Genomic DNA, 24,744 nt, shown 5'->3' with positions numbered 1-24,744 from the left:
GTGATGAGCATAAGGGGGAAAGAGGCGGTTCAAGCATGACGAGGAGTAAATAGAGAGGGGGCACCAGCAGGTGCCCCCTCTCTTTTATGCGCCTCTCGATTCCACGCGCCCTTATTTTGCCGACTTTATCTCTGTGGCTATGGCGTTTGCGGTCAGGTTACTTTTTGGGCGTCGGCTCGCTGATCTGGTAGAGGTGATCCGCGCAGGCGCTGGAGCAGCCACAGGGACGCACCTCTTTATCTTCCCGCTTCTGGGCAAGCTGGTATTGGCGCCACCAGATGATGGTGCCCATGGTCAGGATCAGCACGAACGAGGCGAGCAGGCTCAACAACCAGATGGACATGATCTCTTCTCCTTGATGGTGATGACATGCACAGAGATGGCATCAGTGATGATGGCAGCAACCGCCCTGCTGGTTGGCGCCTTCACTGCCGTGGCAACAAGTATGGCCTTGCAGTGGGCTCTCTGCCTGATTGCCACTACTGGCGCAACAGTGATCGGAGCCACTGTTGCAACCACCGTGACAATGGGGGTGGCCTGCGCCGACGGGCTGGATGGCACGGATAGTCGCCTTGCTCTGATGACGACGAGACGGACGGCCCTGCCTTGCCTCGGTGAGAGGTTGCAAATTGGTGGGGGCTAGCAGCGCGGGCAGCGGCAGGCGGGCAGCGCGACACTGCAGCACCCGGATATTGACCGCCAGCAGGCGCCCCAGCATTCGCTCGCCGATATTGCGCACCACCACCTGACCTACCTGATGATGGGCGAGGGCGTCGAGCAGCGCTTGCTTGCCGTGGCAACCTTCGGCGGCGGCCGGATTGGGCAGGGTGGCGATAACGTTCCCTTCGGGGTTAAGAATTTGCAGCTGCTCGGCACGGGTAAAGTGGCCAGCCAGCAACCCCTGACTCAGCATCAGGGCGCTGTTGCAGAGGGTGGTGGTCATGGTTGTGACAGCATTCATGTCGGCTCTTCTCCACTGGTTGGGTGGTCGGGCTCGGCGGGTTGCATCATCAATGCCTTGCCCAGACTCAGACACTCCACCACCTTGTAGCGCCCTTTTTTCAGGATATTGGCCAGGGTCTGGCGGGAGACCCCCATCACCAGGGCGGCCTCCTGCTGCTGCATTCCTTGAAGGTCGACGAGGCGCAGTGCCTCGAACTCATCAGGGGCCAGCGTGACCTGTTCCAGCTGATGCATGGGGCGGCCGTTGGGTTTGAAGCAGCTGTTGGCGGGGCGGCCACAGATCTGGCGGGCAATCTTGGGTCTTGGCATGGTGGCTCCTAATTGGCATAAGCCATTTATACGCTCATATGTAGCATATGCCAATAATTTTGTCTGATGCAGAGGGTAGCGCCAGTGCTGTTCACGGTAGAGAGGGGTAAAGAGGGGGAGGAGGAATACTAACAAAAGCAGTAAAGGGGACAGAAACGACGCAGGCCCGAACATGGTTCGGGCCTGCGGTTTTGCAGAGGATGGTCGGGCTATCCCGGCGAGCTTACGCCTGTTCGGCCTCGGCCACGGGGGCTGCGCTCTCGCTACCGTTGGCGAAGCGATCCGCCCACAGGGCAATCACGCCGTCACCGGTGACGTTGCAGGCGGTGCCGAAGCTGTCTTGCGCCAGATAGAGTGCGATCATCAGGGCGATGGAGGCTTCACCGAAACCGAGCATGGAGGTGAGCAGGCCCAGCGCCGACATCACGCCACCACCCGGGGCGCCCGGGGCGGCGATCATGATCACCCCCAGCATCATGATGAAGGGGAGCATGGTTTCGATGCCCGGAATGGCCAGATGCTCGGAGAGGAACATCACCGCGGTGGCGCAGGTGACCAGGGTAATGGTGGAGCCACAGAGGTGAATGGTGGCACACAGCGGCACGGTGAAGTTGGCGATACCGTCGCTCACGCCGTTGTTCTTGCTCGATTGCAGGGCGACCGGAATGGTGGCGGCGCTCGACATGGTCCCCAGCGCGGTGAAGTAGGCGGGCAGCATGTTCTTGATGAGCTGGGCCGGTGAGCGGCCAAGGGCCAGACCGGTACCCACGAACAGTACGGAGAGCCAGATCCAGTGCATCAGGATGGCCATCACCAGCACTACGCCGAAGGTTTTCAGGGTAGCGAACACGGTGCCTTCTACTGTCATTTCGACAAAGACCCCTGCGATATAGAACGGCAGCAGCGGGATGATCACCTTGGCCAGCAGGCGGTCGATGATGTCACGACCCTGATCGGCGACCCGGCGCAGATCGGTGGCCTGGGTGGCGCTGATGCCGATGCCGAACACGAAGGCGGCGGCCAGTGCCGACATCACGCCAAACAGCGGCGGGATCTCCAGATTGACGTAGGAGGCAAGTTCGATAGCCGTGGCCGTGGTGGGCTCGGCGGCGGTGGTGAACTGCGGGATAAGGTGGCTAGCCACGGTAAAGGCGAACAGCCCCGCCAGAATGGTGGAGCAATAGGAGAGGGCCACGGTTTTGCCCAGCAGCTTGCCGGAGTTTTTCGGCAGGCTGGCGATGCCGCTCATGATAAAGAACAGAATGATGAGCGGAATGGTGAAGGTGATCAGCTGACCTATCACTGTCTTGGCCGTAAACAGCACGCGCGCCACCCACTCAGGGGCGTAGAGACCGAGCAAGAGACCGGCAAGGATGCCAGCAATGAGTTTCAGGACAAGTTTCATAAGGAAATCCGGAGTTGGTTGTATTGTCTGTTTTGTTATTAAAATTTGATATTAATCACACTTTTTAACACGTAAGCCGTGTTATGTCTGCCTTTTCTGCGTTAACACCGAGTTAAATATTGTCGAAAGCCAAGATCGCCGACTAGCTGTCGGCTTGGCGTTGAACGGGGAAATCCGTGATGAATTAGCCCGTTAGGTGGCCTGATGATCGCTACGCAGCAACATGACGTACTGATTGGCGTTTTGACTTGAGGAATCTGACGTACTGGCTGATACGGCTTCCATCGGCGCCAGTTGCAGCGCTATCCCGGATGTGGTGACCAGTTGTTGTAGCTCATCGTGACTAATCTTGCCGCTTGGCTGTAGGGGGAAGCAGAGCGGAGCACCCGCTTTGAGCAGGGTCGCCAGCTGTTGCAACTGGGGGACAAGGGTGGCCGCGTCGTCATCAAGCGGGCGGCTTAGCCAGATGCCATCGTAAGGGAGCACCGAGTGCATCTTCGCCAGCGGGCAGACCCGCACTGCTTGCCCGGATTGCTGCGAGGCAACTTTGGCGTCAGCCAGCACAGCTTCACAGGCGGTGACCACATACCCTTCTGCACGCAGCCAGCAGAGATCCTCCCCCATACCGCATTGACCATTGAGCAGGTGAGCACCGGGTTTGAGACGCGCCACAAAGGCAGCTCGAACGTGGGCGTGCTGGTCGTTAAATAGCCGGGAAGCGGGGATGGCGTCAGAGTGTGGCACAGGGGTTACCTCAAGCAGGGGGCGCACAGGGTAACAAATCGGGGCCTGACTGCCAAAACGTGCGGTCAGTCCCCGATTTGGATGTGAGGACGTTGCCGGAGCCGGTTAGCGGCCGCAGGCAGGCCCGTGGGGCTGGGCCAGCATGGTGAACATGCTCTCTATCATAAAGGCGGATTCGCCCTGCAGGTCGATCCGCCCCGGAAAGTGGAGCCAGTTGATGATGTAGCCATCCAGGGTGCAGTGGAGCAGGGTGGCGGCGCGCTGCAGGTTGAGGTTGGCTGGCAACTGGCCCCGCCGTACCGCATTGGCCAGGGTGGTCTCCAGGTCCCGAAAGAAGTTGGCGGACTGGCTGCGGATATGCTCGCGCAGTGAGATGGCTTCCCCTTCCAGCGATTCGAGATTGAACAGGATGGTGAACATCTGCCGCTGTGCCGGATTGTGAATGAAGCTATGGAGTACCCCTTCAAAGAAGAGGCGCAGTTGCCCCAGCGGATCCGGCTCATCTGGATTGAGGCAGGCATCGAGCTGGTGGGCGAGGGGGCTGCAGAGCTCCTGCCAGAGCGAAATGAAGAGTTCATCCTTGTTCTTGAAGTGCCAATAGATGGCCCCGCGGGTCAGGTCTGCCGCCCTGGCGATGTCGGTCAGGCTGGTCTTGGCCAGGCCCTGAGAGCAGAACAGATCCAGCGCCGTGCTCATGATGTGGCAGCGTGTTTGCTGCGCCTCTTCTTTGGTTCGTCTGGCCATCGAAATTTGTGCCTCATGCAAGCAAAAAGTCACTTACATACATTTATGAATGTATGTATATTGCCTCATCTTTCGACTATTTACCAACAGGGCCCATGTGGCCCTGATTGTTCATTGACTGGCAAAGGCTCAGGTGTTTCATGCATAAACATATTCTTGCTCGTTCAGTTGGTCTTGCCTTGCTGGCTACAGGCTTGCTGGCAGGTTGTGGTGACAAGGGGGGCGCACCCCAGGGACAGGGCGGCATGCCCCCCGCGGCGGTCAACGTGGTGACCCTGCAGAGCGGTCCGCTGATGTTGACCACCGAGTTGACCGGCCGCAGCGCCCCGTTGCGGGTGGCCGAAGTGCGTCCGCAGGTGAGCGGCATCATCCTCAAGCGCCTCTTTACCGAGGGGAGCGATGTGAAGGCGGGCGATCTGCTCTATCAGATCGACCCGGCTGTCTATCAGGCGGCAGTCGCCAGCGCCAAGGCCAATCTGGCCAAGGCCGAGGCCAACGAGCAGAGTGCCCGCCTCAAGGCGCAGCGCTATCAGGAGCTGCTCAAGGTCAAATCCATCAGCCGTCAGGACTATGACGACGCCGATGCGAGCTGGAAGCAGGCCAAGGCCGAGATCATGGCAAGCAAGGCGGCCCTGCGCACTGCCGAGATCAATCTCGGTTACACCCGCATCACCGCCCCCATCAGTGGCCGCATCGGTAAATCCGCGGTGACCGAGGGGGCGCTGGTGACCGCCCAGCAGGCTGACAGCCTGACCGCCATTCAGCAGCTCGATCCCATGTATGTGGATGTGCGTCAGTCCACGGCCGATCTGCTGCGCCTCAAGCGACTGGTCGCCGAGGGCAAGTTGACTCAGGACGAGCAGAAGGGGGCCAAGGTGACCTTCCAGCTGGAAGATGGCTCCACTTACGGCGAAGAGGGCTCGTTGCAGTTCTCCGATGTGACCGTGGATGAGACCTCCGGCATGGTGACCCTGCGGGTGATTGTGCCCAACCCTCACCAGCTGCTGCTGCCCGGCATGTTTATGCGCGCCACCCTGCAAGAGGGTGAGCGGGCGCAAGGGCTGCTGGTGCCGCAAACTGCCGTGACTCGCACCCCCAACGGCGGAGCCACCGTGATGGTGGTAACCGCTGATAACAAGGTGGAGCTGCGCAACGTGCAGCTGAGCCGTGTCGTTGGCAGCAACTGGGTGGTGGAGTCAGGGCTCACCTCCGGCGAGCGGGTGATCGTGGCTGGCCTGCAGAAAGTACGACCGGGCGCCGTTGTCAATCCCGCTGAGCAAGGTGCTGATGCACCGTCTGCTCAAGCCGCGTCCAACACCCCGGCCAACAAGTAGGATGGAGTAGTCGCTTCATGGCTCGATTTTTTATAGACAGACCCATTTTTGCCTGGGTGATCGCGCTGGTGATCATGCTGGCGGGCAGCCTGGCCATCATCAAATTGCCGGTCGCCCAGTATCCGAGCATTGCGCCGCCCGCGGTCGGTATTTCTGCCAGCTATCCGGGCGCATCCGCCAAAACGGTGGAAGACTCGGTGACCCAGATCATCGAACAGAACATGACCGGGCTGGATCACCTGCTCTACATGTCCTCCCAGTCTGACTCCGCGGGGCGAGTGTCGGTGACCCTCACCTTCCAGCCGGGGACCGATCCCGATATCGCCCAGGTGCAGGTGCAGAACAAGCTGCAACAAGCGATGTCGCTGCTGCCGCAAGAGGTTCAGCAGCAGGGGATCCGGGTACAGAAGACCTCCAGCAGCTTCCTGATGGTCGCGGCCTTCATCTCCAGCGATGGCAGCATGAACAACGACGACCTGGCGGACTATGTGGTCTCTAACATCAAGGAGCCTCTGAGTCGTCTGGACGGGGTAGGGGATATCACCTTGTTCGGCAGCCAGTACTCCATGCGGGTGTGGCTCGATCCCAACAAGCTTAACCGGGTGCAGATGACCCCGGGGGATGTGCAGGCGGCCATCAAGGCGCAGAACGCCCAGGTAGCGTTCGGCAAGCTGGGTGGCACACCATCGGTGGAAGATCAGCAGTTCACCGCCACCATCATGGGTCAGACCCGCCTATCTACCGTGGAGCAGTTCAACGACATCCTGCTGCGGGTGAATCAGGATGGCTCCAAGGTACGACTGAAAGATGTGGCCCGGGTCGAGCTGGCGGGTGAAAGCTATGACGCCGATGCGCTCTACAACGGCCAGTCTACCGCCGCGGTTGCCATCAAGCTGGCGACCGGCGCCAACGCGCTGGATACCGCCGAGAAGGTGCGTGCCAAGCTCAATGAGCTGTCGGATTACTTCCCGGCCAACATGGAGATCGTCTACCCCTACGACACCACGCCGTTTGTGAAGATCTCCATCGAGGAGGTGGTGCAGACCCTGATCGAGGCGATCTTCCTGGTGTTCTGCGTCATGTATCTGTTCCTGCAGAACTTCCGCGCCACCCTGATCCCGACCATTGCGGTGCCTGTGGTGCTGCTCGGTACCTTCGGGGTGATGGCGGCGTTTGGCTTCTCCATCAACACCCTCACCATGTTCGGTATGGTGCTGGCCATCGGCCTGCTGGTGGATGACGCCATCGTGGTGGTGGAGAACGTGGAGCGGCTGATGAGCGAGGAGGATCTCTCCCCGCTGGAAGCGACCCGCAAGTCGATGACCCAGATCACCGGCGCGCTGGTGGGGATCGCCCTGGTGCTCTCCGCCGTGTTCGTGCCGATGGCCTTCTTCGGCGGTTCGACCGGTGCCATCTATCGCCAGTTCTCACTGACCATCGTCTCGGCCATGGTGCTGTCGGTGCTGGTGGCGTTGATCCTGACACCGGCCCTTTGTGCCACCCTGCTCAAGCCGATGAAACATGGCGAGTTTGGTGCCAAGCGCGGCTTCTTTGGCTGGTTCAACCGCGCCTTTGATGCCGGTACCAACCGCTATCAGAGCGGTGTGCGCAAGGTGATCAAGCAGGGCGTGCGCTACAGCCTGATCTACGGCGCCATGCTGGCGGTGTTGGCAGTGCTCTTTATGCGGATGCCCACCTCCTTCCTGCCGGAAGAGGATCAGGGGGTCATCATGTCCATGGTGCAACTGCCGGTGGGGGCCACCAAGCAGCGCACCGAGGTGGTGCTGGCGGACATGCGCGACTACTTCCTGAAAAACGAGAAGGATAATGTCGATTCTGTACTGACCGTATCTGGCTTCAGTTTCGCCGGTAGTGGCCAGAACGCGGGGATGGCCTTTATCAAGCTCAAGGACTGGAGCGAGCGCAAGAGCCCGGATCGCAGTGCCAATGCCATTATCGGCCGCGCCATGGGCTATCTGTTCAGCATCAAGGAGGCGCAAGTGTTCGCCTTTAACCTGCCTCCGATCCCGGAGCTGGGGACGGCGACCGGTTTTGACTTCTTCCTGCAGGATCGTGGCGGTATCGGTCACGACAAGCTGATGGCGGCGCGTAACCAGCTGCTCGGCATGGCGGCGCAGGATCCCACCTTGGTGCGGGTACGCCCGAACGGGATGGAAGATACGCCGCAGCTCGATATCAAGATCGACTACGAGAAGGCGCTGGCGCAGGGGCTCTCCATCGCGGACATCAACAACACCCTGGCTACCGCCTGGGGCTCGTCCTACGTCAATGACTTCGTTGACCGGGGCCGGATCAAGAAGGTCTACATGCAGGCGGATGCCCCCTTCCGGATGAACCCGGAAGATCTCAAGCTCTGGTATGTGCGCAACAGTGCCGGTCAGATGGTGCCCTTCTCCGCCTTTGCCAGCACCGAGTGGAGCTTCGGCTCACCCCGTCTGGAGCGTTACAACGGCGTGCCGGCGATGGAGATCGTCGGTGAGGCGGCGCCTGGCAAGAGTACCGGTGATGCGATGGCCGCCATCGAGCAGATGGTGAAACAGCTACCGGAAGGGGTGGGTATCGAGTGGACCGGGCTCTCCTTCCAGGAGCGTCAGGCCGGTTCACAAGCACCTGCGCTCTACGCCATCTCCTTGCTGGTGGTTTTCCTCTGTCTGGCAGCCCTCTACGAGAGCTGGAGCATTCCGTTCTCGGTGATGCTGGTGGTGCCGCTCGGGGTACTGGGGGCCATTGTGGCTGCCACCCTGCGCGGGCTGGAGAACGACGTCTACTTCCAGGTCGGCCTGCTCACTACCATAGGTCTGTCGGCTAAGAACGCGATTTTGATCGTGGAATTTGCCAAAGAGCTCTACGACAAGGGGATGGGCTTGGGTGAAGCCGTGGTGGAGGCTGCACGCCTGCGTCTGCGTCCGATCCTGATGACCTCGCTCGCCTTTATCCTCGGGGTGCTGCCGCTGGTGATCAGCTCCGGCGCAGGTGCCAGCAGCCGCAACGCCATCGGTACCGGCGTGATGGGGGGGATGATCAGTGCCACCGTGCTGGCCATCTTCTTCGTACCGCTCTTCTTTGTGTTGGTGATGCGCTACTTCACCAAACACAGCAGCAAAGAAGCGCGTCTGACCCATGCCCATGAGTCAAAACATGACTGATGGCTGTGTTTTCTCAGTTAACAGCGCTACCAAAAGATAGTGTCAGACCAATCTGACCAACAATACAAATGGGGAAACCAGCATGGTTACCCCATTTTTTGTTCCAATCACAATTTCAGTTCAATTTTTAATCGTACTTTCAGTGGGGTCATACAGCCCCCATGGTGTTCTATCGAATCTTGGTCAAAAACGAGATGCTGAAACATTTTTTGGTGTGCAGTCTTGTTGGAATCGAGATAGAATCTGCCGTTCTATCGGGCTGGTACTGTGCGTTTTTTTGCCATGAAAGTTCTGTTTCGTCGTTTTAACACGAAATGAAAACATGGTTATGCGCCATCAAAACATAACAATGCTGGAGGGCATGATGACCAACAGCAAGCACAATCAGGTTAAAAGCAGCAAACTGGGGGCTGTAACCCAGGGGCGGTAGCCATAGCATTTTTCGCTAACTTGATTGAATAGCACTCATCTATATACATTCTGGTGATGTTAAAAGGCCCCTATGCGCGGTCTTGTATTTCTGGCTCAGCCCGCAACCGCATCCATATCAACTCCTCGCAAGAGAACGCATATAAATGAAAATACTTGTTACCGGTGGCGCAGGCTTTATTGGCTCTGCTGTTGTACGCCATATCATCCGTGATACTCAAGATTCCGTTATCAATCTCGATAAACTCACCTATGCCGGCAATCTGGAATCCTTGGCCGATGTCTCGTCAAACGAGCGTTATACCTTCGAACAAGTAGATATCTGCAATCGCGCCGAGCTGGATCGGGTGTTTGCCCTGCACCAGCCGGATGCCGTGATGCATCTGGCCGCCGAGAGCCATGTTGATCGCTCCATCACAGGCCCGGCTGACTTTATCGAGACCAATATCGTCGGCACCTATATGTTGCTGGAAGCGGCCCGCACCTACTGGAATGGTCTGGATGATGTGCGCAAGGCGGCCTTCCGCTTCCACCATATCTCCACAGACGAGGTATATGGTGATCTGCCCCATCCGGATGAAGTAGCCGTCGGTGAACCATTGCCGCTCTTTACCGAAACCACTCCTTACGCCCCCAGCAGCCCCTATTCCGCCTCGAAGGCCTCCAGCGACCATCTGGTTCGCGCTTGGCGCCGTACTTACGGCCTGCCAACCATCGTCACCAACTGCTCCAATAACTACGGCCCGTACCACTTCCCCGAGAAATTGATCCCGCTGGTGATCCTCAATGCGCTGGATGACAAGCCGTTGCCGGTCTATGGCAAAGGCGACCAGATCCGTGACTGGCTCTATGTGGAGGACCACGCGCGCGCGCTCTACAAGGTGGTGACCACGGGCTTGGTGGGGGAGACCTACAATATCGGCGGTCATAACGAGAAGCAGAATCTGGAGGTGGTACACACCATTTGCGATTTGCTGGACGAGATGGTGCCGAAGGTGGGCTCTTATCATGAGCAAATCACCTATGTGGCGGATCGTCCCGGCCACGATCGCCGCTATGCCATCGATGCCAGCAAGATGAGCGCCGAGTTGGATTGGCAACCGCAAGAGACCTTTGAATCCGGTATTCGCAAAACTGTGCAGTGGTATCTGGATAACCAGCAGTGGGTCAATAACGTCAAGAGCGGTGCCTACCAGTCCTGGATTGCGCAGCACTATTCTGCGATTGAAAAGAACGATGGGGAGCGTGCCTGATGCATATTCTGCTGTTTGGCAAAAATGGTCAGGTCGGTTGGGAGCTGCAGCGCGCACTGGCGCCGCTCGGGCGCATCACTGCCGTTGATTTTGACTCCACCGACTATTGCGGCGATTTCAGCAACCCGGCAGGGGTGGCCGACACGGTACGTCTGGTCAAGCCGGATGTGATTGTCAACGCTGCAGCCCATACCGCAGTCGACAAAGCCGAAAGCGAGCGTGAGTTTGCCGAGCTGCTTAACGCCACCAGTGTGGCAGCTATAGCCAAAGAAGCGGAAGTATTGGGTGCCTGGTTGGTGCATTACTCCACCGACTATGTGTTTGATGGCAGCGGTGAGCGCCCCTGGGTGGAAACCGATGCAACCGCCCCGCTCAACGTCTACGGTGAAACCAAGCTGGCAGGAGAACAAGGCGCCGCTATTTGCTCCCGTCACCTGATCTTCCGCACCAGCTGGGTCTACGCCGCCCGTGGTGCCAACTTTGCCAAGACCATGCTGCGTTTTGGCAAAGAGCGTAACGAGATGTCAGTCATCAATGACCAGTTCGGCGCCCCGACCGGTGCCGAGTTGCTGGCCGATTGCACCGCCCATGCGATCCGCGTGGCGCAGAGCAAACCCGAGGTCGCCGGGCTATACCATCTGATTGCCTCCGGCACCACCACCTGGTTTGACTACGCCCAGCTGGTGTTTGCCAAAGCTAGAGAGGCGGGCGTTGAACTGGCTGTGACACAGCTCAATGCAGTGCCAACCAGTGCTTTCCCGACTCCGGCCAAACGCCCCCATAACTCCCGTCTTGATACCGGCAAATTCCAGCGCACCTTTGATCTGGTGCTGCCGGAGTGGACCGTCGGTGTGGAGCGGATGTTGACCGAGATCCTGGGCAAGTAAATCACTGGCCAGGGATGTGTTGAATGCATCCCTGGCTGGCAGGGATAAAACAGAAAGGAGTGGCCTAACGCCACCCTTTTCTTTTGCAATTTAAAAATAAGAAACAAGCATTATGACCAAACGTAAAGGCATTATTCTGGCCGGTGGCTCTGGCACCCGTCTCTATCCAGTCACCATGGCGGTGAGCAAGCAGCTGCTGCCGATCTATGACAAGCCGATGATCTACTACCCGCTCAGCACCCTGATGCTGGCCGGGATTCGCGATATTTTGATCATCAGTACGCCGCAAGATACCCCCCGTTTTGAGCAATTGCTGGGTGACGGCAGCCAGTGGGGACTGAACCTGCAATACAAGGTGCAGCCAAGTCCGGACGGGTTGGCACAAGCTTTTATTCTGGGTGAAGAGTTCATCGGTTCAGACCCCTGTGCACTGGTGCTAGGCGACAACATCTTCTACGGCCACGATCTGCAGAAACAGTTGGCGGCAGCAGCGGCCAAAGAGAGCGGCGCTACCGTCTTTGCCTATCATGTGCATGACCCCGAGCGTTATGGGGTGGTGGAATTTGATAAAGAGGGTACCGCTATCTCTCTGGAGGAGAAGCCACTGGAGCCCAAGAGCAACTATGCGGTGACCGGCCTCTATTTCTATGACAACAGCGTGGTGGCGATCGCCAAGAGCCTGAAGCCATCACCCCGTGGTGAGTTGGAAATCACTGATGTGAACCGTATCTATCTGGAGCAAGGTAATCTGTCGGTGGCGATGATGGGCCGTGGTTATGCCTGGCTTGATACCGGAACCCACGAGAGCATGATTGAAGCGAGCAACTTTATTCAGACCATCGAGACCCGTCAGGGGTTGAAAGTCGCTTGTCCGGAAGAGATTGCCTATCGCCAGAAGTTCATTAATGCTAAACAGGTGCGTGAACTTGCTGCACCGCTGGCAAAGAATGCTTATGGACAATATCTGCTGAGAATGGTTGCCAAAGTTTGAAGTGATATGGGGAGAGGGAAGATGTTCTCCCCATAAAGATCGAATTTAATGTGGATAGACAGATGAATGTAATCAAGACAGCAATTCCTGATGTGCTTATTTTTGAGCCAAAAGTATTTGGTGATGAACGTGGCTTTTTCTTTGAGAGTTTCAACCACAAGTTGTTTGAAGAGGCGGTAGGATATCCGGTGACTTTTGTGCAGGATAATCACTCCAAATCGTCAAAAGGGGTACTGCGTGGCTTGCACTATCAATTGCCTCCTCATGCCCAGGGCAAGCTGGTGCGTTGTGTTGCAGGTGAAGTGTTTGATGTAGTGGTGGATATTCGCCAATGCTCGCCCACTTTTGGCCAGTGGGTTGGTGTGCATCTGTCTGCCGAAAACAAGTGCCAACTATGGATCCCAGAAGGCTTTGCCCATGGCTTTGTTACCTTGAGCGACACTGCGGAGTTTTTGTATAAGACAACTAACTACTATTGCGTAGCCAGTGATAGAGGCATCGCGTGGAATGATGAGCAACTAGCTGTGGCATGGCCAGTAGAAGGTATGAATCTCACCTTATCTGATAAAGACCAAAAACAACCAATCTTTAAACTGGCAGAGTATTTTTAATGTCAGATTTGGCAACCAAAGCAAAAAAAGGCCTGCAATGGAGCGCCTTGGAGCGATTTCTAACCCAAGGCATTCAGCTCGCGATTACTTTATATTTAGCGAGATTACTAGGGCCAACTGCCTTTGGCTTGGTGGGTATGCTGGCAGTGTTTATTGCCATCGCCAATGTGTTTGTCGATAGCGGTTTTACTTCGGCGTTGATTCGGAAAACAGATCGCACTGAAATCGACTTGGTGACAGCTTTTTACTACAATATTGCCATGGCAGGTTTGTGCTATCTTGCCCTTTATGTAAGTGCGCCTTTTGTTGCCGATTTCTATCGGCGATCAGAGCTGCAACCTCTGCTGAGAGTATTGGGCTTAACTGTGCTGATCAATGCATTCACGTTAATCCCGCGAGTTAAACTTAATGTGGAGATGGACTTTAAAACCCAAGCCAAAATATCGGTGCTAAGTGTGATGATCAGTGGGCCAACAGCGATTATATTGGCAATTAATGGTTATGGCGTATGGGCCTTGGTGACGCAAGCATTGCTCAATGCCAGTTGTGCTACCTTGTTGTTTAACTTTTTTTCCCCTTGGTTACCGCGTGGATACAGTACTAAAAATTCCTTTAGCTACTTGTTTAGTTATGGCAGCAAATTGTTATTATCTGGTTTGCTAGATGTCACCTACAACAATTTATATCAAATTGTTATTGGTAAAAAATTCAGTCCTGCGATAGTGGGGCAATTTAGCCAAGCCAATCAATTAGCTAGTGTGCCAACTACCACCCTTACGGGTATTATTCAGCGTGTCACTTTTCCGTTGTTTAGCCAGCTACAACACGACCAAGATAGAATGGCTAAGGCCTATCGGAAAACGTTAAAGTTATCGGCGTTAGTTATTTTTCCGTTAATTGTTGGTTTGGGTTTAATTGCAAAGCCGTTGTTAACCAGCCTATTAGGTGAGCAGTGGCAGGGAACCGCAGAATTGCTCACTGTATTGTGTTTAGGCTATATGCTATACCCAATTCATTCCATCAACTTGAATTTATTGCAAGTTACTGGTCGCAGCGATCTATTTTTAAAGCTTGAAGTAATTAAAAAAGTTATTGGTGTGACGGTATTATGGTTTAGCATTCCTTATGGCGTGTTGGCAATGTGTACCGGTTTTACTCTTACTTCCTATTTAGCCTTGCTGCTTAATACCTATTACACAGCCAAGTTAACCAATTTAAGCCAATGGCAGCAGTGCAAAGATATTTTACCCATCTGGCTAGCCGTGGTGGTAGCAGCCACCTTGGGGTATGGGGCCGGGTTATATTTCCCACAAGCTTGGTTGCAAGTCGGGGTTAACTTGGGGGTGGCCTTAATAGTATATGGCATGTATTTAGTTCTGGCGCAAAAGCCGTTGCTGTTGCAATTACGCAGCACCTTTCTACGCTAACGGTTTAATTATTTTCACTTTGGGCGTAACATGATGAATAAAACAATCCCAGTCACTCAGCCATTTTTACCAGAGTTAAATGAATTCGTACCTTACCTTGAAAAAATTTGGGACAACCGTTGGTTAACCAACAATGGTCCATTCCACCAAGAGCTGGAAGCCAAGCTGGCGGAATACCTCGGTGTTGAACATGTTTCTTTATTTAATAATGCCACCATTGCACTCATCACCGCCTTGCAGGCAATGCGTATTCACGGTGAGGTGATCACCACTCCTTATTCGTTTGTGGCAACCAGCCATTCGATCATGTGGAATGGCTTAGAGCCGGTGTTTGTCGATATTGATCCCGCCACCTTTAATATTGATCCTGCCAAGATAGAGGCTGCGATTACCCCACGTACCACTGCCATTATGCCGGTACATTGCTACTCTAATCCTTGCGATGTAGAAGCCATTCAAAAAATTGCGGATAACTACGGACTGAAGGTGATTTATGATGCAGCTCATGCCTTCGGTGTGAATTATAAAGGTGAGAGTTTACTTAGATGGGGCGACTTATCGATTTTAAGCTTTCACGCGACAAAGGTATTTAACACTTTCGAAGGTGGGGCTATAATCAGCCCAGATGCCAAAACCAAGCAGCGTATTGATCGCTTAAAGAACTTTGGCATTGCCGATGAACTCACCGTCACTGCTCCAGGCATTAACGGAAAAATGAGTGAAATCAATGCGGCCTTTGGTTTAGTACAACTTAAACATATTGATCGGGCCATGGCGCAGCGCCAAGCTATCGATGCGCGTTACCGCACTGAGCTTGCAGACGTAACAGGTATTACCATGTATCAGCATGACTGCAACGCTAATAGTAACTTCTCATACTTCCCTATCTTGGTTGAGGAAAATTACCCGCTCAGCCGTGATGAGTTATATGAAAAACTGAAATCCAATGGGATTTTATCTCGCCGCTATTTTTATCCATTGATCAGCAATATGCCGATGTATCGGGGGTTGCCAAGTGCCGATACCACACATTTGTCACATGCTAATGCCTTGGCGGAAAAAGTGCTTTGTTTACCTATTTACAGTGATTTGAATTATTTAGAGCAGTCATTGGTAATAAACAGTATTTCTACACTTGATATGTAGTTACTAGGTGAAATAATGAAAAAAGTATTAGTTGTATCTGACAATCCGAAGTTGTCTCTATTTCTGAAAGATCATATTCTCCCCAACATTAAAAATGCTAGCTGTGATTTTTGTTATTCCAAAGTAAACAAAAAGCCATTTGCCATGCAGCAGCTTGGTGCTGTAGAGATAGATATAAAAACCAAAGATGCAGATTTTGCACGTTCTTATGATGTGATATTTTCTCTCCACTGCAAGCAGATTTTTCCAGCAGAAATAGTAAACAACACCATTTGTGTAAATGTCCATCCAGGATTAAATCCTTATAATAGAGGGTGGTTTCCACAAGTTTTTTCCATTATAAATAAGCTACCAATAGGTGCGACAATTCATATCATGAATGAAGACGTGGATGCAGGCGATATAATTGTTCAGCAAGAAGTCTGCATAGCTGAAAGTGATACATCTCTAGATGTATATGAGAAAGTCCAGGATGTTGAGTTAGCGTTACTTTCTGAATGGTTTGAACGTATTGTATTTGAGGATTATAAAACATATTCTCCTAAAGAGGTTGGGAACTATAATTCTATTTATGACTTTAATCAGTTATGTTGTTTGGAACTTGAGCATACCGGTACTTTTAGAGAGCACATTGATATGCTTAGAGCCTTAAGCCATGGCGATTTTAAAAATGCTTATTATATTGATAATGATGGTGTCAAAAGATACGTAAAAGTCGTTATAACATAACGGTAAATATGCATTGAGGATTTAGGTTCTATGAACGATTTATACTATGAAAGGTTTTACTTTTGTATCGACGTTCCTGCTAAAAATAGAAAGTAAGAATTGTTTTGGTTGAGAGGATTGTTATGTAACAGTTATCGATAATAACAAAAGAACTGTGTAGTGTTAGAGCGTTTAATTAAAAGTTAAAAAATGAAGTAGTGAAATAAAAAAAATCAAAGAAAGATAATACTATTAAGACAACTCGGGGTGCGTATGGGCCTGAACCTAAATTCATGGTGGCTAACATGATGCTGTGGAATTATTGCATCAATGTTCATTAATAGGTAAATATTGATTAATTGCAGGTGGTATTTATTTTTTCTAAATTTTATTTAGAGACAAGCATCATATTGGTTTAGTATCAATTTCTCTATTTCAAATAATGATGAAATTGGATGTGTCATTAAATCATTTACCTCTACATTGATCAATTTACATCAGAAAAATGTGTGTATTGCCGTTGATGTAAAATAATGCATCGGAGATGGAGTTATGGTTGCTCATGAATCATTAGTGACTAATAATGTACCACTTTGTGCAATTTTTGGGGTGAATTCTGCAAACATCATCCGTTATCGTTCTTCGGCAACTGAAATTGAGCAATTATGAGAGTTAAAAGAAAAAATTAAATAAATCGCAAAATATTTGACTTCAAATGACATAAATAAATATATAGCATAAATTAAGGCGGCCAGAAATCATGAATGATGCAATCCTTACGGTTTGTGTTGTCACTTATAATCAAATTAAATACATAAGACAATGCCTGGATAGCATTGTGCAACAAAAAACAAATTATTCATATCAAGTTATTATTTCAGATGATGCCTCTACTGATGGAACATCAGAAGTGTGTGCTGAATACCAAAGAAAATATTCATTTGTGAAACATATTCGTCATCCCGTGAATATTGGCGCTCTTGAAAATTTTAAGTATGTACATTGTCAGGCTGAAACAATGTTTGTTGCTCATTGTGATGCTGATGATTATTGGGCCGAAAATAAACTAGATTTACAAATTTCCTATTTACTTGATAATAGTGACTGTAGTGCAGTTTATGCTAATGCAACAGTTGTAAATGAGGATGGTAGTGTATTTGGTTGTTTTAATAATGTCGAAAGAATACCCGATAAAATAAATACAGGTTTCTTATTGGAAAGGTTCAATTTTCTTAATAATAGTTCAATGGTCTATCGTTCTTCTGATATTGGTGCAGTGTTTTCTGTAAAAGAATTGATTGTGGACTATCATGTACACATAAATTTATCTCGGTGTGGATTTTTAGGTTATATTGAAACTCCATTAGCCTTCTATCGTAAAGGAGCCGATGGCAGTCTATGTTTAACTACGCCAACACTAGTTGGAGACTTAGTTCATAAGGCGAGACTTGATGGCATCAAACAGTCGAGGTTAAGTGTTAAAGAATCATCTAAAATAAAAGCCAATGCTTGGTATGGAAAAATAACTGCTTTGTTAAGGAGAAATGGCTTTGCATATAATAGACATGGAGAGGTTGAAAGGTTAGTCTCCGATTATAGTTTTACTTTAGCATTAAAATATTTATTGTTAGATTTGTTCGTATTAGCCATTAACAAAGTAAAAGATAAATGTACTGCGAGAAAGGTTAATGTTTTTTGTCGGAGATAAAACAGTTTAAAATATTGTTTATAATATAATGTTATTATTAATAAAAGCGTTATCAGTGCGAGGCATTAGTGGATGTTTTATCATGGATTATATTTTCTAGTGACATTAATGCTGGTTATGCCTATGTCGATTCTAGGTATAGGTTCTGCAAATTTGTCTTTTCCGATAATACTACTTTTGTTTATTTTTAACTTTATCAAAAGTAACCCACGGTTTTTATCTAGGGAAATTATTTTATCGATTTTTATCTATCTAGTTTTTCTTGTTTTTGTTGCTCTGGTTCCGTTGATTCACGGTACTAATTCATTTGATCTCCTTGTGTTTATTTGTTATGGTTTTTTTATTTTTATTAGCTCAGTTCTCTTATTGGTTTGTTATCGAAGCCATTATAAAGATGGCTATCAATACGTTGTATTGAGACATCTATATCTTATTGGTAGTTTAAATGCAGTTATAGCCGTTTTGGTGCTATTAAGTCCAGAATTAAAGCAAATCGTATATAGTATCGTGGATACCAATGAAACAACAGAAGAATATTTGGCATTAGGCATGAGAAGTTCCGGGTTATTTGTATTCGGGGGGTCTATTATGTCATTGTTTCATTGTCTAATTGTCTATATCGGATTGGTTCATGTTAAATATAAGCTGTCACATACCAATGCCAAGTTTATTATTACTGATATGATTTTAATTGTGTTTAATATTTCAGCTATTTTTCTTTCAGGTCGAATGGGATTCATTATAATTTTGGCCACACTTTCTTTAATTTTGATCTTGCCCGCTCGTGTGACCAGAGTAAGTAAGTTATTTGTTATTAAGGTTTTGGCACTCTCAATATCTCTTTTAGCTTGTCTTGTTTTATTTTATTATGAGAGTTTTAAAAATCTTATTGATTGGGCGTTGGAGTTATTTATTAATATATTAATGCGCAATGAGATTGGTACTGCATCATCAGATGTGCTAAAAAGTATGTATAGATTTCCTTCTGATATGGTTTTTGGTGAAGGAATATTCTCTATGCTAGGATTAGGTATTGATAGTGGTTATGTTTTACTTATTTGGTATTTTGGTGTTTTAGGGGTGCTTAGTTTTCTTTTGATGCTTTTTCTTAATTTTTTAATTCTGTTACAAAGCCATAAAAATAAAGATGTTTTTTCAGTATATTTGTTTTCCTTGTTTCTGATATTAATTGGTAACTTTAAAGATATATATCTTTTTGGTTCTAGTGGTATTGCTCAGATTTACTTTATATCTATGTTGCTATGTCTTTTTAATGTGAATGATATTAAACTAAAATATAATGCCATAACGAAAAAATAACAAATAAAGTTAATATTTCCCCACGAGGGATGTTGGCCACATTAATACTGGGAAATTAAATTGAATAATAACATTATATTGATAATGCCTAAGTTCAATGGTTATGAAAAAATTTTGGAAAAAGAAGCATCTAAGCAGTATAAGAGTGTAACAGCCATTTTTTATGATGAAACAGATTTTTTTTCATTAAGAAAATTGAGTTTTTTCGAAAAATCTATTTTGTTTATTATCAGTTTTTTGGTTGCGGGAAATCCGCATGAAAATAGTTTTTTTATAAAAATTAGAGATTTCATTTTGTCCTTTCACGCATTTCCTAAGTTTGAAAAATGGGTTTTAAACCAAATAAATACTAAACTGGTTTATGACAATTTAGTTGTTGTAAAGGGGTATGGTTTATCTGAAAATGCGATTCAATCTATTAATGCCAAGTGTAAATCATTGTATCAATGGGATAACATAATACATTTTCCATCTACTATATCCTTATCTAAGGTATTTGATGTAGTCTATTCTTTTGACAAGGCAGATGCGCAGTCTATGAGATGGAAGTTTTTACCAAACTTTTATTTGTCAAGTAAATCTAAAAAAGATGAAATCAACTTAAAATCAAATGATTTGTTTTTTGTTGGAGTATATTCCCCCCTTAGATTGCGTATATTGGCTGATTTAATTGTTTGGGCTAACGTAAATGGATATTCATATTATTTTAAATTATACTCCAAGTTTTTACAGGAAGATGAGATCATAACTAATAAAAAGATATGCAAGGAAAAATATAATGATATTTTTAGAAGGTCAAAATTTATTATTGAGATTTCTAAATGTGAGCAGATAGGTTATTCTCAGCGTTACTTAGAGTCTTTAGATAATGGGTCTGTATTTGTGGTTGCTAACTCTTCAGAACTCAATGTCAGTAAAGGACATATTATCTCACTATCAGAATTTAAATCGAATAATATAGTTCAAAATAATTTTTTGTTAAGTTCTTTTCTTACTTTAGATGAAAGTAAGGTGTTAGAGGTTTGTGAGGTTTCTAATTGGTTGAAGTTATTGACTTGTAATTCTGATTCGATATATTTTTCGATGTAAGATATAATCGTGGTTATCACTATTTAGAACCTTATTCATCTTTAGCTACCCCGCTCAATTGAGCGAGGCGTGGCTTTAAGGGGATGCTCGTCAGGGTGTGAACGCATTTTGTTAATGCAATTTGAACTAAATAACTGATCATAATAGTGCTACACCTTCGCTGTGGCATAGCCATTCCCCGGGAAAGGAGACACGGTATCCATGAAGTGTTTCACTCGGCTAGCAGGCTGGTCATTTCTCTACATTGTTGATTGCGCGTGATAGTTTCATGTAACTTGTGCCACAGCAGTTCTATGTGATTAACCCAAGGGTTGTAAACTGGCTGGAACACCAAGCAGAACTTGGGATTTTTCTTCAACTATCGCTCGGTCTGTTTGCTTTTGTGAATGATGTAGTTATCGAGGGTCAGCGTGATGGTTTTGGCTCGTCGGTAGTGGAGACGCAGCTTTTCTAGCATGGCGAAAAACAGGGATAACTTTTTCTTTATCCCACTGACGTAAAGCATTCTTCCTTTGCCTGCATGGAGAACGCCCGCTAGGTAATGTTTCGCGTTCTGTCCTGGTGTGACAACCCGCTTTTGCTGCGCTCTGAACATCCAGTTGGCCCCTAATTTTGGATTGAGGTCTATATCGACTTCATCCTCATAAAACACCGGATTATCGGCATCACTACGGGCCAGCGTGGCGTCGATATCCGCCATTTTCTCCTGATAGGCTGGGTCTTTTATCCGCAAGGTTGGCACGGGCCTGCGCCAGACAAGTCCCATACGAGGTAACCATCTGCGGAGCGTAACTGTTCACCCAGATGGCATTGACAGGAAAAAGTGAGACGATCATCCCTTGATCCACTGTTGCCCCTTGCCTGATCCCGCCAGCTTGGCACCATCACGTCATGAGCAAACCCATTACGCCACCACCCGGCCTGCCGCTGACCCTCGAGCAAGCCAACGAGCTGATTTACAAGCTGATGGCGCGCATCGCCGAGCTTGAAGACCGCCTCAACCAAAACAGCAATAACTCCTCCAAGCCCCCCTCCACTGATGGCTCGGGGACCCCGCCTGCGCGCAAGCGCCCCGCTTCCGGCAAGGCTCGTGGTGCCCAGCCTGGCCACAAGGGGCAGCGGCGTGAACGTCATCCTGAGGACGACCGACTGACGGCAATACCACACTATCCTGCCCGGCAGTGCGCCTGCTGTGGTGAGCAGGTGGTGTCCCATGACAAGCCCTACCGGGTTCATCAGGTGTTTGACCTGCCCGAGGTCAGCTATGTGGTGACAGAGCATCAGCTGTATCGGGGCACCTGCCGTGGGTGCGTCACCACCAGTGAAGCAGCCCTGCCCGATACGGTGAGCCACAGCCAGATGGGGGCTAATCTGCTGAGCTATATCGCTTTGCAGAGTGGTCAGTTCCACCAGAGCATCAGCAAGATACAGCAGCAGCTCAAGCAGCACTTCGGTTTGAGCTTTAGCCGAGGCGCCATCAGTGAAGCGCAAGGCCGGGTCAGCGCCATGCTCACCCCGACCCACCAAGCCATCAAACAGCAAGTGCAGTCTGCCGCCATCATCCATGCCGATGAAACCCGGCACCAGCGGGGCGGTGAGCGACGCTGGATGTGGCTGGCCCTGAGCAAGGTCGCGGTCTGCTTCATGACGGCGTTTGGCCGCGGTCAGGAGGCAGCGAAGCGGTTGCTGGGCAGTGAGCTTGATGGGGTGCTGGTGACCGACCAGTATGCGGGATACCGCTTCATCGACAGCGCCCAGCGCCAACTGTGCTGGGCGCATGTGCTGCGCAACGTGGCGGCGATTGCCGAGAGTAGCGACGCCGTCAACCAGCCTATCGGAGCCCGGCTGGTACTGCTGGCTGACACGGTGTTCAGAACCCGGCATGGCTATGAACAAGGCTGCTTAAGCCGGGAGCAGTACCAGCGAAGGTTGCAGCGATGTCGGCAAAGCTGGCGAAGGCAGCTGGAGCGGGGCAGTGTACTGTGTTCCAAGCGCTACCGTGGGCGCTGCCAGTTACTGCTCAAGGACGATGAGATGCTATGGCGTTTTATGGAAAACGACGAGATAGCGCTGACCAACAATGAAGCGGAGCGGGCGCTGCGTGGCTATGTGCTGTGGCGCAAGGGAAGCTATGGCGTCTGGTCGCATCGAGGCGAGCAGTTCAGGCAGCGTATCCTATCGTTGGTGGAGACGACCAAGCGATTGGGCCGCTGCCCGCAGGAGTGGCTGAGGGCAGTTGTCAGGTCCTGCATCGAGAAAACCGACTACCCGTTCCCGGAGGAGTTGGTGCTGTCAACACCGTCCCGGTGAACGGTTACTGCGGAGCGTGGAGGCTGCCATAATGCCTGTTAACCGATTGATTTTGATGGCCAATAGTTCGGTACACCAGCGGCTGCGCTGATAACCAAAATCTTGCGGAAAAAACTGCATGAGCAGCACCAGTAAGGTGGCAATCTTGGCGACAGGTAGGGCCGGGGCATGGCCAGCCGCGCCGGTATGGTGATGGACATCAGTGATCGTGCGGCCTTCATGTAACAGCAAGGTGCCATAAAGCGACGAGCATGTCCTTTATCACTCGTGACATGGGTGATTTTGTGAATACGGCGCCGTTGTGGTCGTGGCAGGGGGGGTAGGATAGGCATCAACTCAGTCCTTTGGGTGCGGCTTGTTTTGTTTGGCGACTAATGAGATCGCACAAACTGGACTGAGTTCCCTTCCTCCGGTGATCTACTATTCGGAACAGCCATTTAGTAAAGTTAGTAGTTGTAAACCCCTTCGTCAGTAAGCTCATATGCTTGACATGCTGTATCTGTAAACAGTATTTGATTGCAAAAGTATCCGGCTATATAGCATCCCGTCAGGCAAATTTGCGAGATCTACAAGCTTATATAATCCCAATACGCAGTCTCTAGAACTGAGGGGAGATTGAGCACGGCATCAACACTTTTGCGGGGTGAACACTTTCGCATCAAAAGGAAGGTGACCTGCTATGGATCAGTTGAAGAAATGTAGACAGAGTGATGAGTCATTGTCTAGGTAATTGCAATGATTAGTACAATATCAGTACCAGTTGATGGCAGGATAAGATATTCAACATGTTCCTGAAAGGGAAGAATTGATGCAATAAGCAGGGCACACTAAAGACTGTGAAAAGGCACTTGTTTGAAGCCTGTATAAGGCGATAGTTATATTCGTATAGAGTATACATCATCGTCTACTTAAACATCTTTGGTAATGCTCTCTTGGTGACTACTATTCAATATTTCACAGTCGTTTTAATGCGACTAATAAGATATTTTCATTATGTATTTAAGTTGAGTATTACAGTATGATAGATATCATTATAGCTACGTTTAATCCTAAAGTTTATTTACTACAGCAGATAGACTCAATATTGTCTCAGCAATCTATAGATAAAGTTAATAGAATCATTATTGTTGATGATAATTCAACAGACAAAACTTATTTGTTATTGGCTCTTAAAAAAGATCCACGCATAGAGCTTTATAAAAACTCATCGGGTAAAAGTGGAGCGAAGAATAATTTTTCATTTGGACTATCTTTAACATCATCTGACTTTGTGATGACCTGTGATCAGGATGATGTGTGGCTACCACATAAAGTTGAGCTTAGCCTTGATACTATAATGAAATTGGACGGAAACTACCCCTGTTTAGTTTCAACGGATGTAATGGTCGTTGATAGTGAGTTATCTGTAATACATGAATCATTTTTAAATTATAAAGGTGTAAAGCTACCGCAAGATGCACGAACTAATAATATTTTGTATAGTAACATATTTCCAGGATGCTCGATGATTTTCAATAGAAAGCTATTAGATATTGCGCTTCCTATCCCAGACGAGGCCATTATGCATGATTGGTGGTTAATATCTGTCGCCTCTCTTATTGGGCAAACATCTTATTGTCTAGAGCCAACAATGTTATATAGACAACATGAGTCTAATTGTATAGGTGCAAAGCAGAACTCTCTTCTTTCTGCTTTCAAGGCAAGAAGTATAATGGATAATTTAAGCCTATTAGAAAAGCACTATATCAATGTTAAAAAGCAAAATCTGGCTATTTATAATCGATTTATGTTAGAAGAAAATAAGAGTGTTGATGCTGCTGAGTTAGAGGGATTTTTGCATACAGGAGGAACTATTAATGAATCACTAAAATTCTATAATTGTTTAAGGATGGGGTTTTTAAAGTCATTTTTATACTTTTGTTTTATTTCGTATAAAAAGATATTTCGGCAATAAACATAATTTCTATAGGTAAATCAACGAATGAAATTCGATACTGAGATACAGTTTTCCCTAAGCTTCTGTTTTGCCTATTTGTCATAGTGAAATTCGTTCGGCCGTTTTTAATAGGAGTGCAATCAATAAAAATAAAAGGTTGGTAATAAAACTTATTTATTTTTCTACTTCTATATAAGAAGAACCCATAATTTGATGGGAGATAGTAATAAATTTATTTCATGGTTTTTTACTATCGAATATTT

Annotated in this window: 20 protein-coding genes and 2 pseudogenes; 14 read left to right on the top strand and 8 right to left on the bottom strand. The window is 49.0% G+C overall.

Annotated elements, in window-relative coordinates:
• Positions 1-157: 157 nt before the first annotated feature.
• From ACTG19_RS05890 to ACTG19_RS05865, 6 genes are all read right to left on the bottom strand, one after another.
• Positions 158-343, bottom strand: a complete 186-nt coding sequence (locus ACTG19_RS05890; protein WP_076492298.1) for a hypothetical protein — start codon at positions 341-343, stop codon at positions 158-160.
• A gap of 42 nt (positions 344-385) precedes the next feature.
• On the bottom strand, positions 386-961 hold the full coding sequence (locus tag ACTG19_RS05885) for a NifB/NifX family molybdenum-iron cluster-binding protein (RefSeq protein WP_439988873.1): 576 nt from the start codon (positions 959-961) through the stop codon (positions 386-388).
• Positions 958-1,272 (bottom strand): DUF134 domain-containing protein, encoded by a 315-nt coding sequence (locus ACTG19_RS05880; protein ID WP_005338107.1) that lies wholly within the window; start codon positions 1,270-1,272, stop codon positions 958-960. Before ACTG19_RS05880 ends, ACTG19_RS05885 begins: the two co-directional genes overlap by 4 nt.
• A 223-nt stretch (positions 1,273-1,495) precedes the next feature.
• On the bottom strand, positions 1,496-2,677 hold the full coding sequence (locus ACTG19_RS05875; protein WP_439988872.1) for a dicarboxylate/amino acid:cation symporter: 1,182 nt from the start codon (positions 2,675-2,677) through the stop codon (positions 1,496-1,498).
• A 192-nt stretch (positions 2,678-2,869) separates the two neighbouring features.
• Positions 2,870-3,421, bottom strand: coding sequence for a hypothetical protein (locus ACTG19_RS05870; protein WP_439988871.1), 552 nt, complete (start codon positions 3,419-3,421; stop codon positions 2,870-2,872).
• Between the two features lie 105 nt (positions 3,422-3,526).
• Positions 3,527-4,165 carry a TetR family transcriptional regulator gene (locus tag ACTG19_RS05865; protein ID WP_005359187.1) on the bottom strand — a complete coding sequence of 213 codons (639 nt, stop codon included), beginning with the start codon at positions 4,163-4,165 and terminating at the stop codon, positions 3,527-3,529.
• 140 nt (positions 4,166-4,305) lie between these two features.
• On the opposite strand from ACTG19_RS05865, the gene ACTG19_RS05860 reads away from it, so the two are divergent.
• From ACTG19_RS05860 to ACTG19_RS05805, 12 genes are all read left to right on the top strand, one after another.
• Entirely contained in the window at positions 4,306-5,499 is a 1,194-nt protein-coding gene (locus ACTG19_RS05860) for an efflux RND transporter periplasmic adaptor subunit (protein ID WP_021231193.1), read from the top strand.
• A 17-nt stretch (positions 5,500-5,516) separates the two neighbouring features.
• Positions 5,517-8,666, top strand: coding sequence for an efflux RND transporter permease subunit (locus ACTG19_RS05855; RefSeq protein WP_184232417.1), 3,150 nt, complete (start codon positions 5,517-5,519; stop codon positions 8,664-8,666).
• Positions 8,667-9,241: 575 nt separating this feature from the next.
• A complete protein-coding gene (gene rfbB, locus ACTG19_RS05850; protein WP_439988870.1) occupies positions 9,242-10,348 on the top strand; it encodes a dTDP-glucose 4,6-dehydratase in 1,107 nt (368 codons plus the stop codon).
• Positions 10,348-11,235: a dTDP-4-dehydrorhamnose reductase gene (gene rfbD / locus ACTG19_RS05845; protein WP_439988869.1), complete on the top strand. Its 888-nt coding sequence runs from the start codon at positions 10,348-10,350 to the stop codon at positions 11,233-11,235. Before rfbB ends, rfbD begins: the two co-directional genes overlap by 1 nt.
• 112 nt (positions 11,236-11,347) lie before the next feature.
• Positions 11,348-12,226, top strand: a complete 879-nt coding sequence (gene rfbA / locus ACTG19_RS05840; protein ID WP_439988868.1) for a glucose-1-phosphate thymidylyltransferase RfbA — start codon at positions 11,348-11,350, stop codon at positions 12,224-12,226.
• Between the two features lie 62 nt (positions 12,227-12,288).
• Positions 12,289-12,837, top strand: a complete 549-nt coding sequence (rfbC, locus tag ACTG19_RS05835; protein ID WP_439988867.1) for a dTDP-4-dehydrorhamnose 3,5-epimerase — start codon at positions 12,289-12,291, stop codon at positions 12,835-12,837.
• Positions 12,837-14,264, top strand: a complete 1,428-nt coding sequence (locus tag ACTG19_RS05830) for a lipopolysaccharide biosynthesis protein (protein ID WP_439988865.1) — start codon at positions 12,837-12,839, stop codon at positions 14,262-14,264. Before rfbC ends, ACTG19_RS05830 begins: the two co-directional genes overlap by 1 nt.
• 30 nt (positions 14,265-14,294) lie before the next feature.
• Complete coding sequence (gene vioA, locus ACTG19_RS05825) at positions 14,295-15,410, top strand: dTDP-4-amino-4,6-dideoxy-D-glucose aminotransferase VioA (protein WP_439988864.1); 1,116 nt, start codon at positions 14,295-14,297, stop codon at positions 15,408-15,410.
• 15 nt (positions 15,411-15,425) lie between these two features.
• Positions 15,426-16,139 (top strand): dTDP-4-amino-4,6-dideoxyglucose formyltransferase, encoded by a 714-nt coding sequence (locus ACTG19_RS05820; protein ID WP_439988863.1) that lies wholly within the window; start codon positions 15,426-15,428, stop codon positions 16,137-16,139.
• A 739-nt stretch (positions 16,140-16,878) separates the two neighbouring features.
• Entirely contained in the window at positions 16,879-17,826 is a 948-nt protein-coding gene (locus ACTG19_RS05815) for a glycosyltransferase (protein ID WP_439988862.1), read from the top strand.
• Between the two features lie 123 nt (positions 17,827-17,949).
• On the top strand, positions 17,950-19,146 hold the full coding sequence (locus tag ACTG19_RS05810) for a hypothetical protein (RefSeq protein WP_439988861.1): 1,197 nt from the start codon (positions 17,950-17,952) through the stop codon (positions 19,144-19,146).
• 60 nt (positions 19,147-19,206) lie between these two features.
• A complete protein-coding gene (locus tag ACTG19_RS05805) occupies positions 19,207-20,235 on the top strand; it encodes a hypothetical protein (protein ID WP_439988860.1) in 1,029 nt (342 codons plus the stop codon).
• Positions 20,236-20,384: 149 nt separating this feature from the next.
• Here the strand turns inward: ACTG19_RS05805 and ACTG19_RS05800 are convergent.
• A pseudogene (locus ACTG19_RS05800) lies at positions 20,385-21,025 on the bottom strand (IS630 family transposase); the annotation flags it as partial.
• Positions 21,026-21,126: 101 nt separating this feature from the next.
• Between ACTG19_RS05800 and ACTG19_RS05795 the strand changes: the two are divergent.
• Complete coding sequence (locus ACTG19_RS05795) at positions 21,127-22,545, top strand: IS66-like element ISAs21 family transposase (protein ID WP_393923077.1); 1,419 nt, start codon at positions 21,127-21,129, stop codon at positions 22,543-22,545.
• 9 nt (positions 22,546-22,554) lie between these two features.
• On the opposite strand, the pseudogene ACTG19_RS05790 reads toward ACTG19_RS05795, so the two are convergent.
• Positions 22,555-22,877 (bottom strand): annotated as a pseudogene (locus ACTG19_RS05790) (IS630 family transposase); the annotation flags it as partial.
• Between the two features lie 686 nt (positions 22,878-23,563).
• Here ACTG19_RS05790 and ACTG19_RS05785 point away from each other — a divergent pair.
• Positions 23,564-24,499: a glycosyltransferase family 2 protein gene (locus ACTG19_RS05785; RefSeq protein ID WP_439988858.1), complete on the top strand. Its 936-nt coding sequence runs from the start codon at positions 23,564-23,566 to the stop codon at positions 24,497-24,499.
• Positions 24,500-24,744: the final 245 nt, after the last annotated feature.

This window comes from Aeromonas sp. 3P, assembly GCF_051919745.1.
Taxonomy (GTDB): domain Bacteria; phylum Pseudomonadota; class Gammaproteobacteria; order Enterobacterales; family Aeromonadaceae; genus Aeromonas; species Aeromonas veronii.
This window is presented reverse-complemented; position numbering and strand designations above follow the sequence as displayed.

Bases quoted from the DNA above. Each gene is read 5' to 3' on its own strand.
- ACTG19_RS05890 (WP_076492298.1), bottom strand. From the start codon at position 343: ATGTCCATCTGGTTGTTGAGCCTGCTCGCCTCGTTCGTGCTGATCCTG.
- ACTG19_RS05885 (WP_439988873.1), bottom strand. From the start codon at position 961: ATGAATGCTGTCACAACCATGACCACCACCCTCTGCAACAGCGCCCTG.
- ACTG19_RS05880 (WP_005338107.1), bottom strand. From the start codon at position 1,272: ATGCCAAGACCCAAGATTGCCCGCCAGATCTGTGGCCGCCCCGCCAAC.
- ACTG19_RS05875 (WP_439988872.1), bottom strand. From the start codon at position 2,677: ATGAAACTTGTCCTGAAACTCATTGCTGGCATCCTTGCCGGTCTCTTG.
- ACTG19_RS05865 (WP_005359187.1), bottom strand. From the start codon at position 4,165: ATGGCCAGACGAACCAAAGAAGAGGCGCAGCAAACACGCTGCCACATC.
- ACTG19_RS05860 (WP_021231193.1), top strand. From the start codon at position 4,306: ATGCATAAACATATTCTTGCTCGTTCAGTTGGTCTTGCCTTGCTGGCT.
- ACTG19_RS05855 (WP_184232417.1), top strand. From the start codon at position 5,517: ATGGCTCGATTTTTTATAGACAGACCCATTTTTGCCTGGGTGATCGCG.
- rfbB (WP_439988870.1), top strand. From the start codon at position 9,242: ATGAAAATACTTGTTACCGGTGGCGCAGGCTTTATTGGCTCTGCTGTT.
- rfbD (WP_439988869.1), top strand. From the start codon at position 10,348: ATGCATATTCTGCTGTTTGGCAAAAATGGTCAGGTCGGTTGGGAGCTG.
- rfbA (WP_439988868.1), top strand. From the start codon at position 11,348: ATGACCAAACGTAAAGGCATTATTCTGGCCGGTGGCTCTGGCACCCGT.
- rfbC (WP_439988867.1), top strand. From the start codon at position 12,289: ATGAATGTAATCAAGACAGCAATTCCTGATGTGCTTATTTTTGAGCCA.
- ACTG19_RS05830 (WP_439988865.1), top strand. From the start codon at position 12,837: ATGTCAGATTTGGCAACCAAAGCAAAAAAAGGCCTGCAATGGAGCGCC.
- vioA (WP_439988864.1), top strand. From the start codon at position 14,295: ATGATGAATAAAACAATCCCAGTCACTCAGCCATTTTTACCAGAGTTA.
- ACTG19_RS05820 (WP_439988863.1), top strand. From the start codon at position 15,426: ATGAAAAAAGTATTAGTTGTATCTGACAATCCGAAGTTGTCTCTATTT.
- ACTG19_RS05815 (WP_439988862.1), top strand. From the start codon at position 16,879: ATGAATGATGCAATCCTTACGGTTTGTGTTGTCACTTATAATCAAATT.
- ACTG19_RS05810 (WP_439988861.1), top strand. From the start codon at position 17,950: ATGTCGATTCTAGGTATAGGTTCTGCAAATTTGTCTTTTCCGATAATA.
- ACTG19_RS05795 (WP_393923077.1), top strand. From the start codon at position 21,127: ATGAGCAAACCCATTACGCCACCACCCGGCCTGCCGCTGACCCTCGAG.
- ACTG19_RS05785 (WP_439988858.1), top strand. From the start codon at position 23,564: ATGATAGATATCATTATAGCTACGTTTAATCCTAAAGTTTATTTACTA.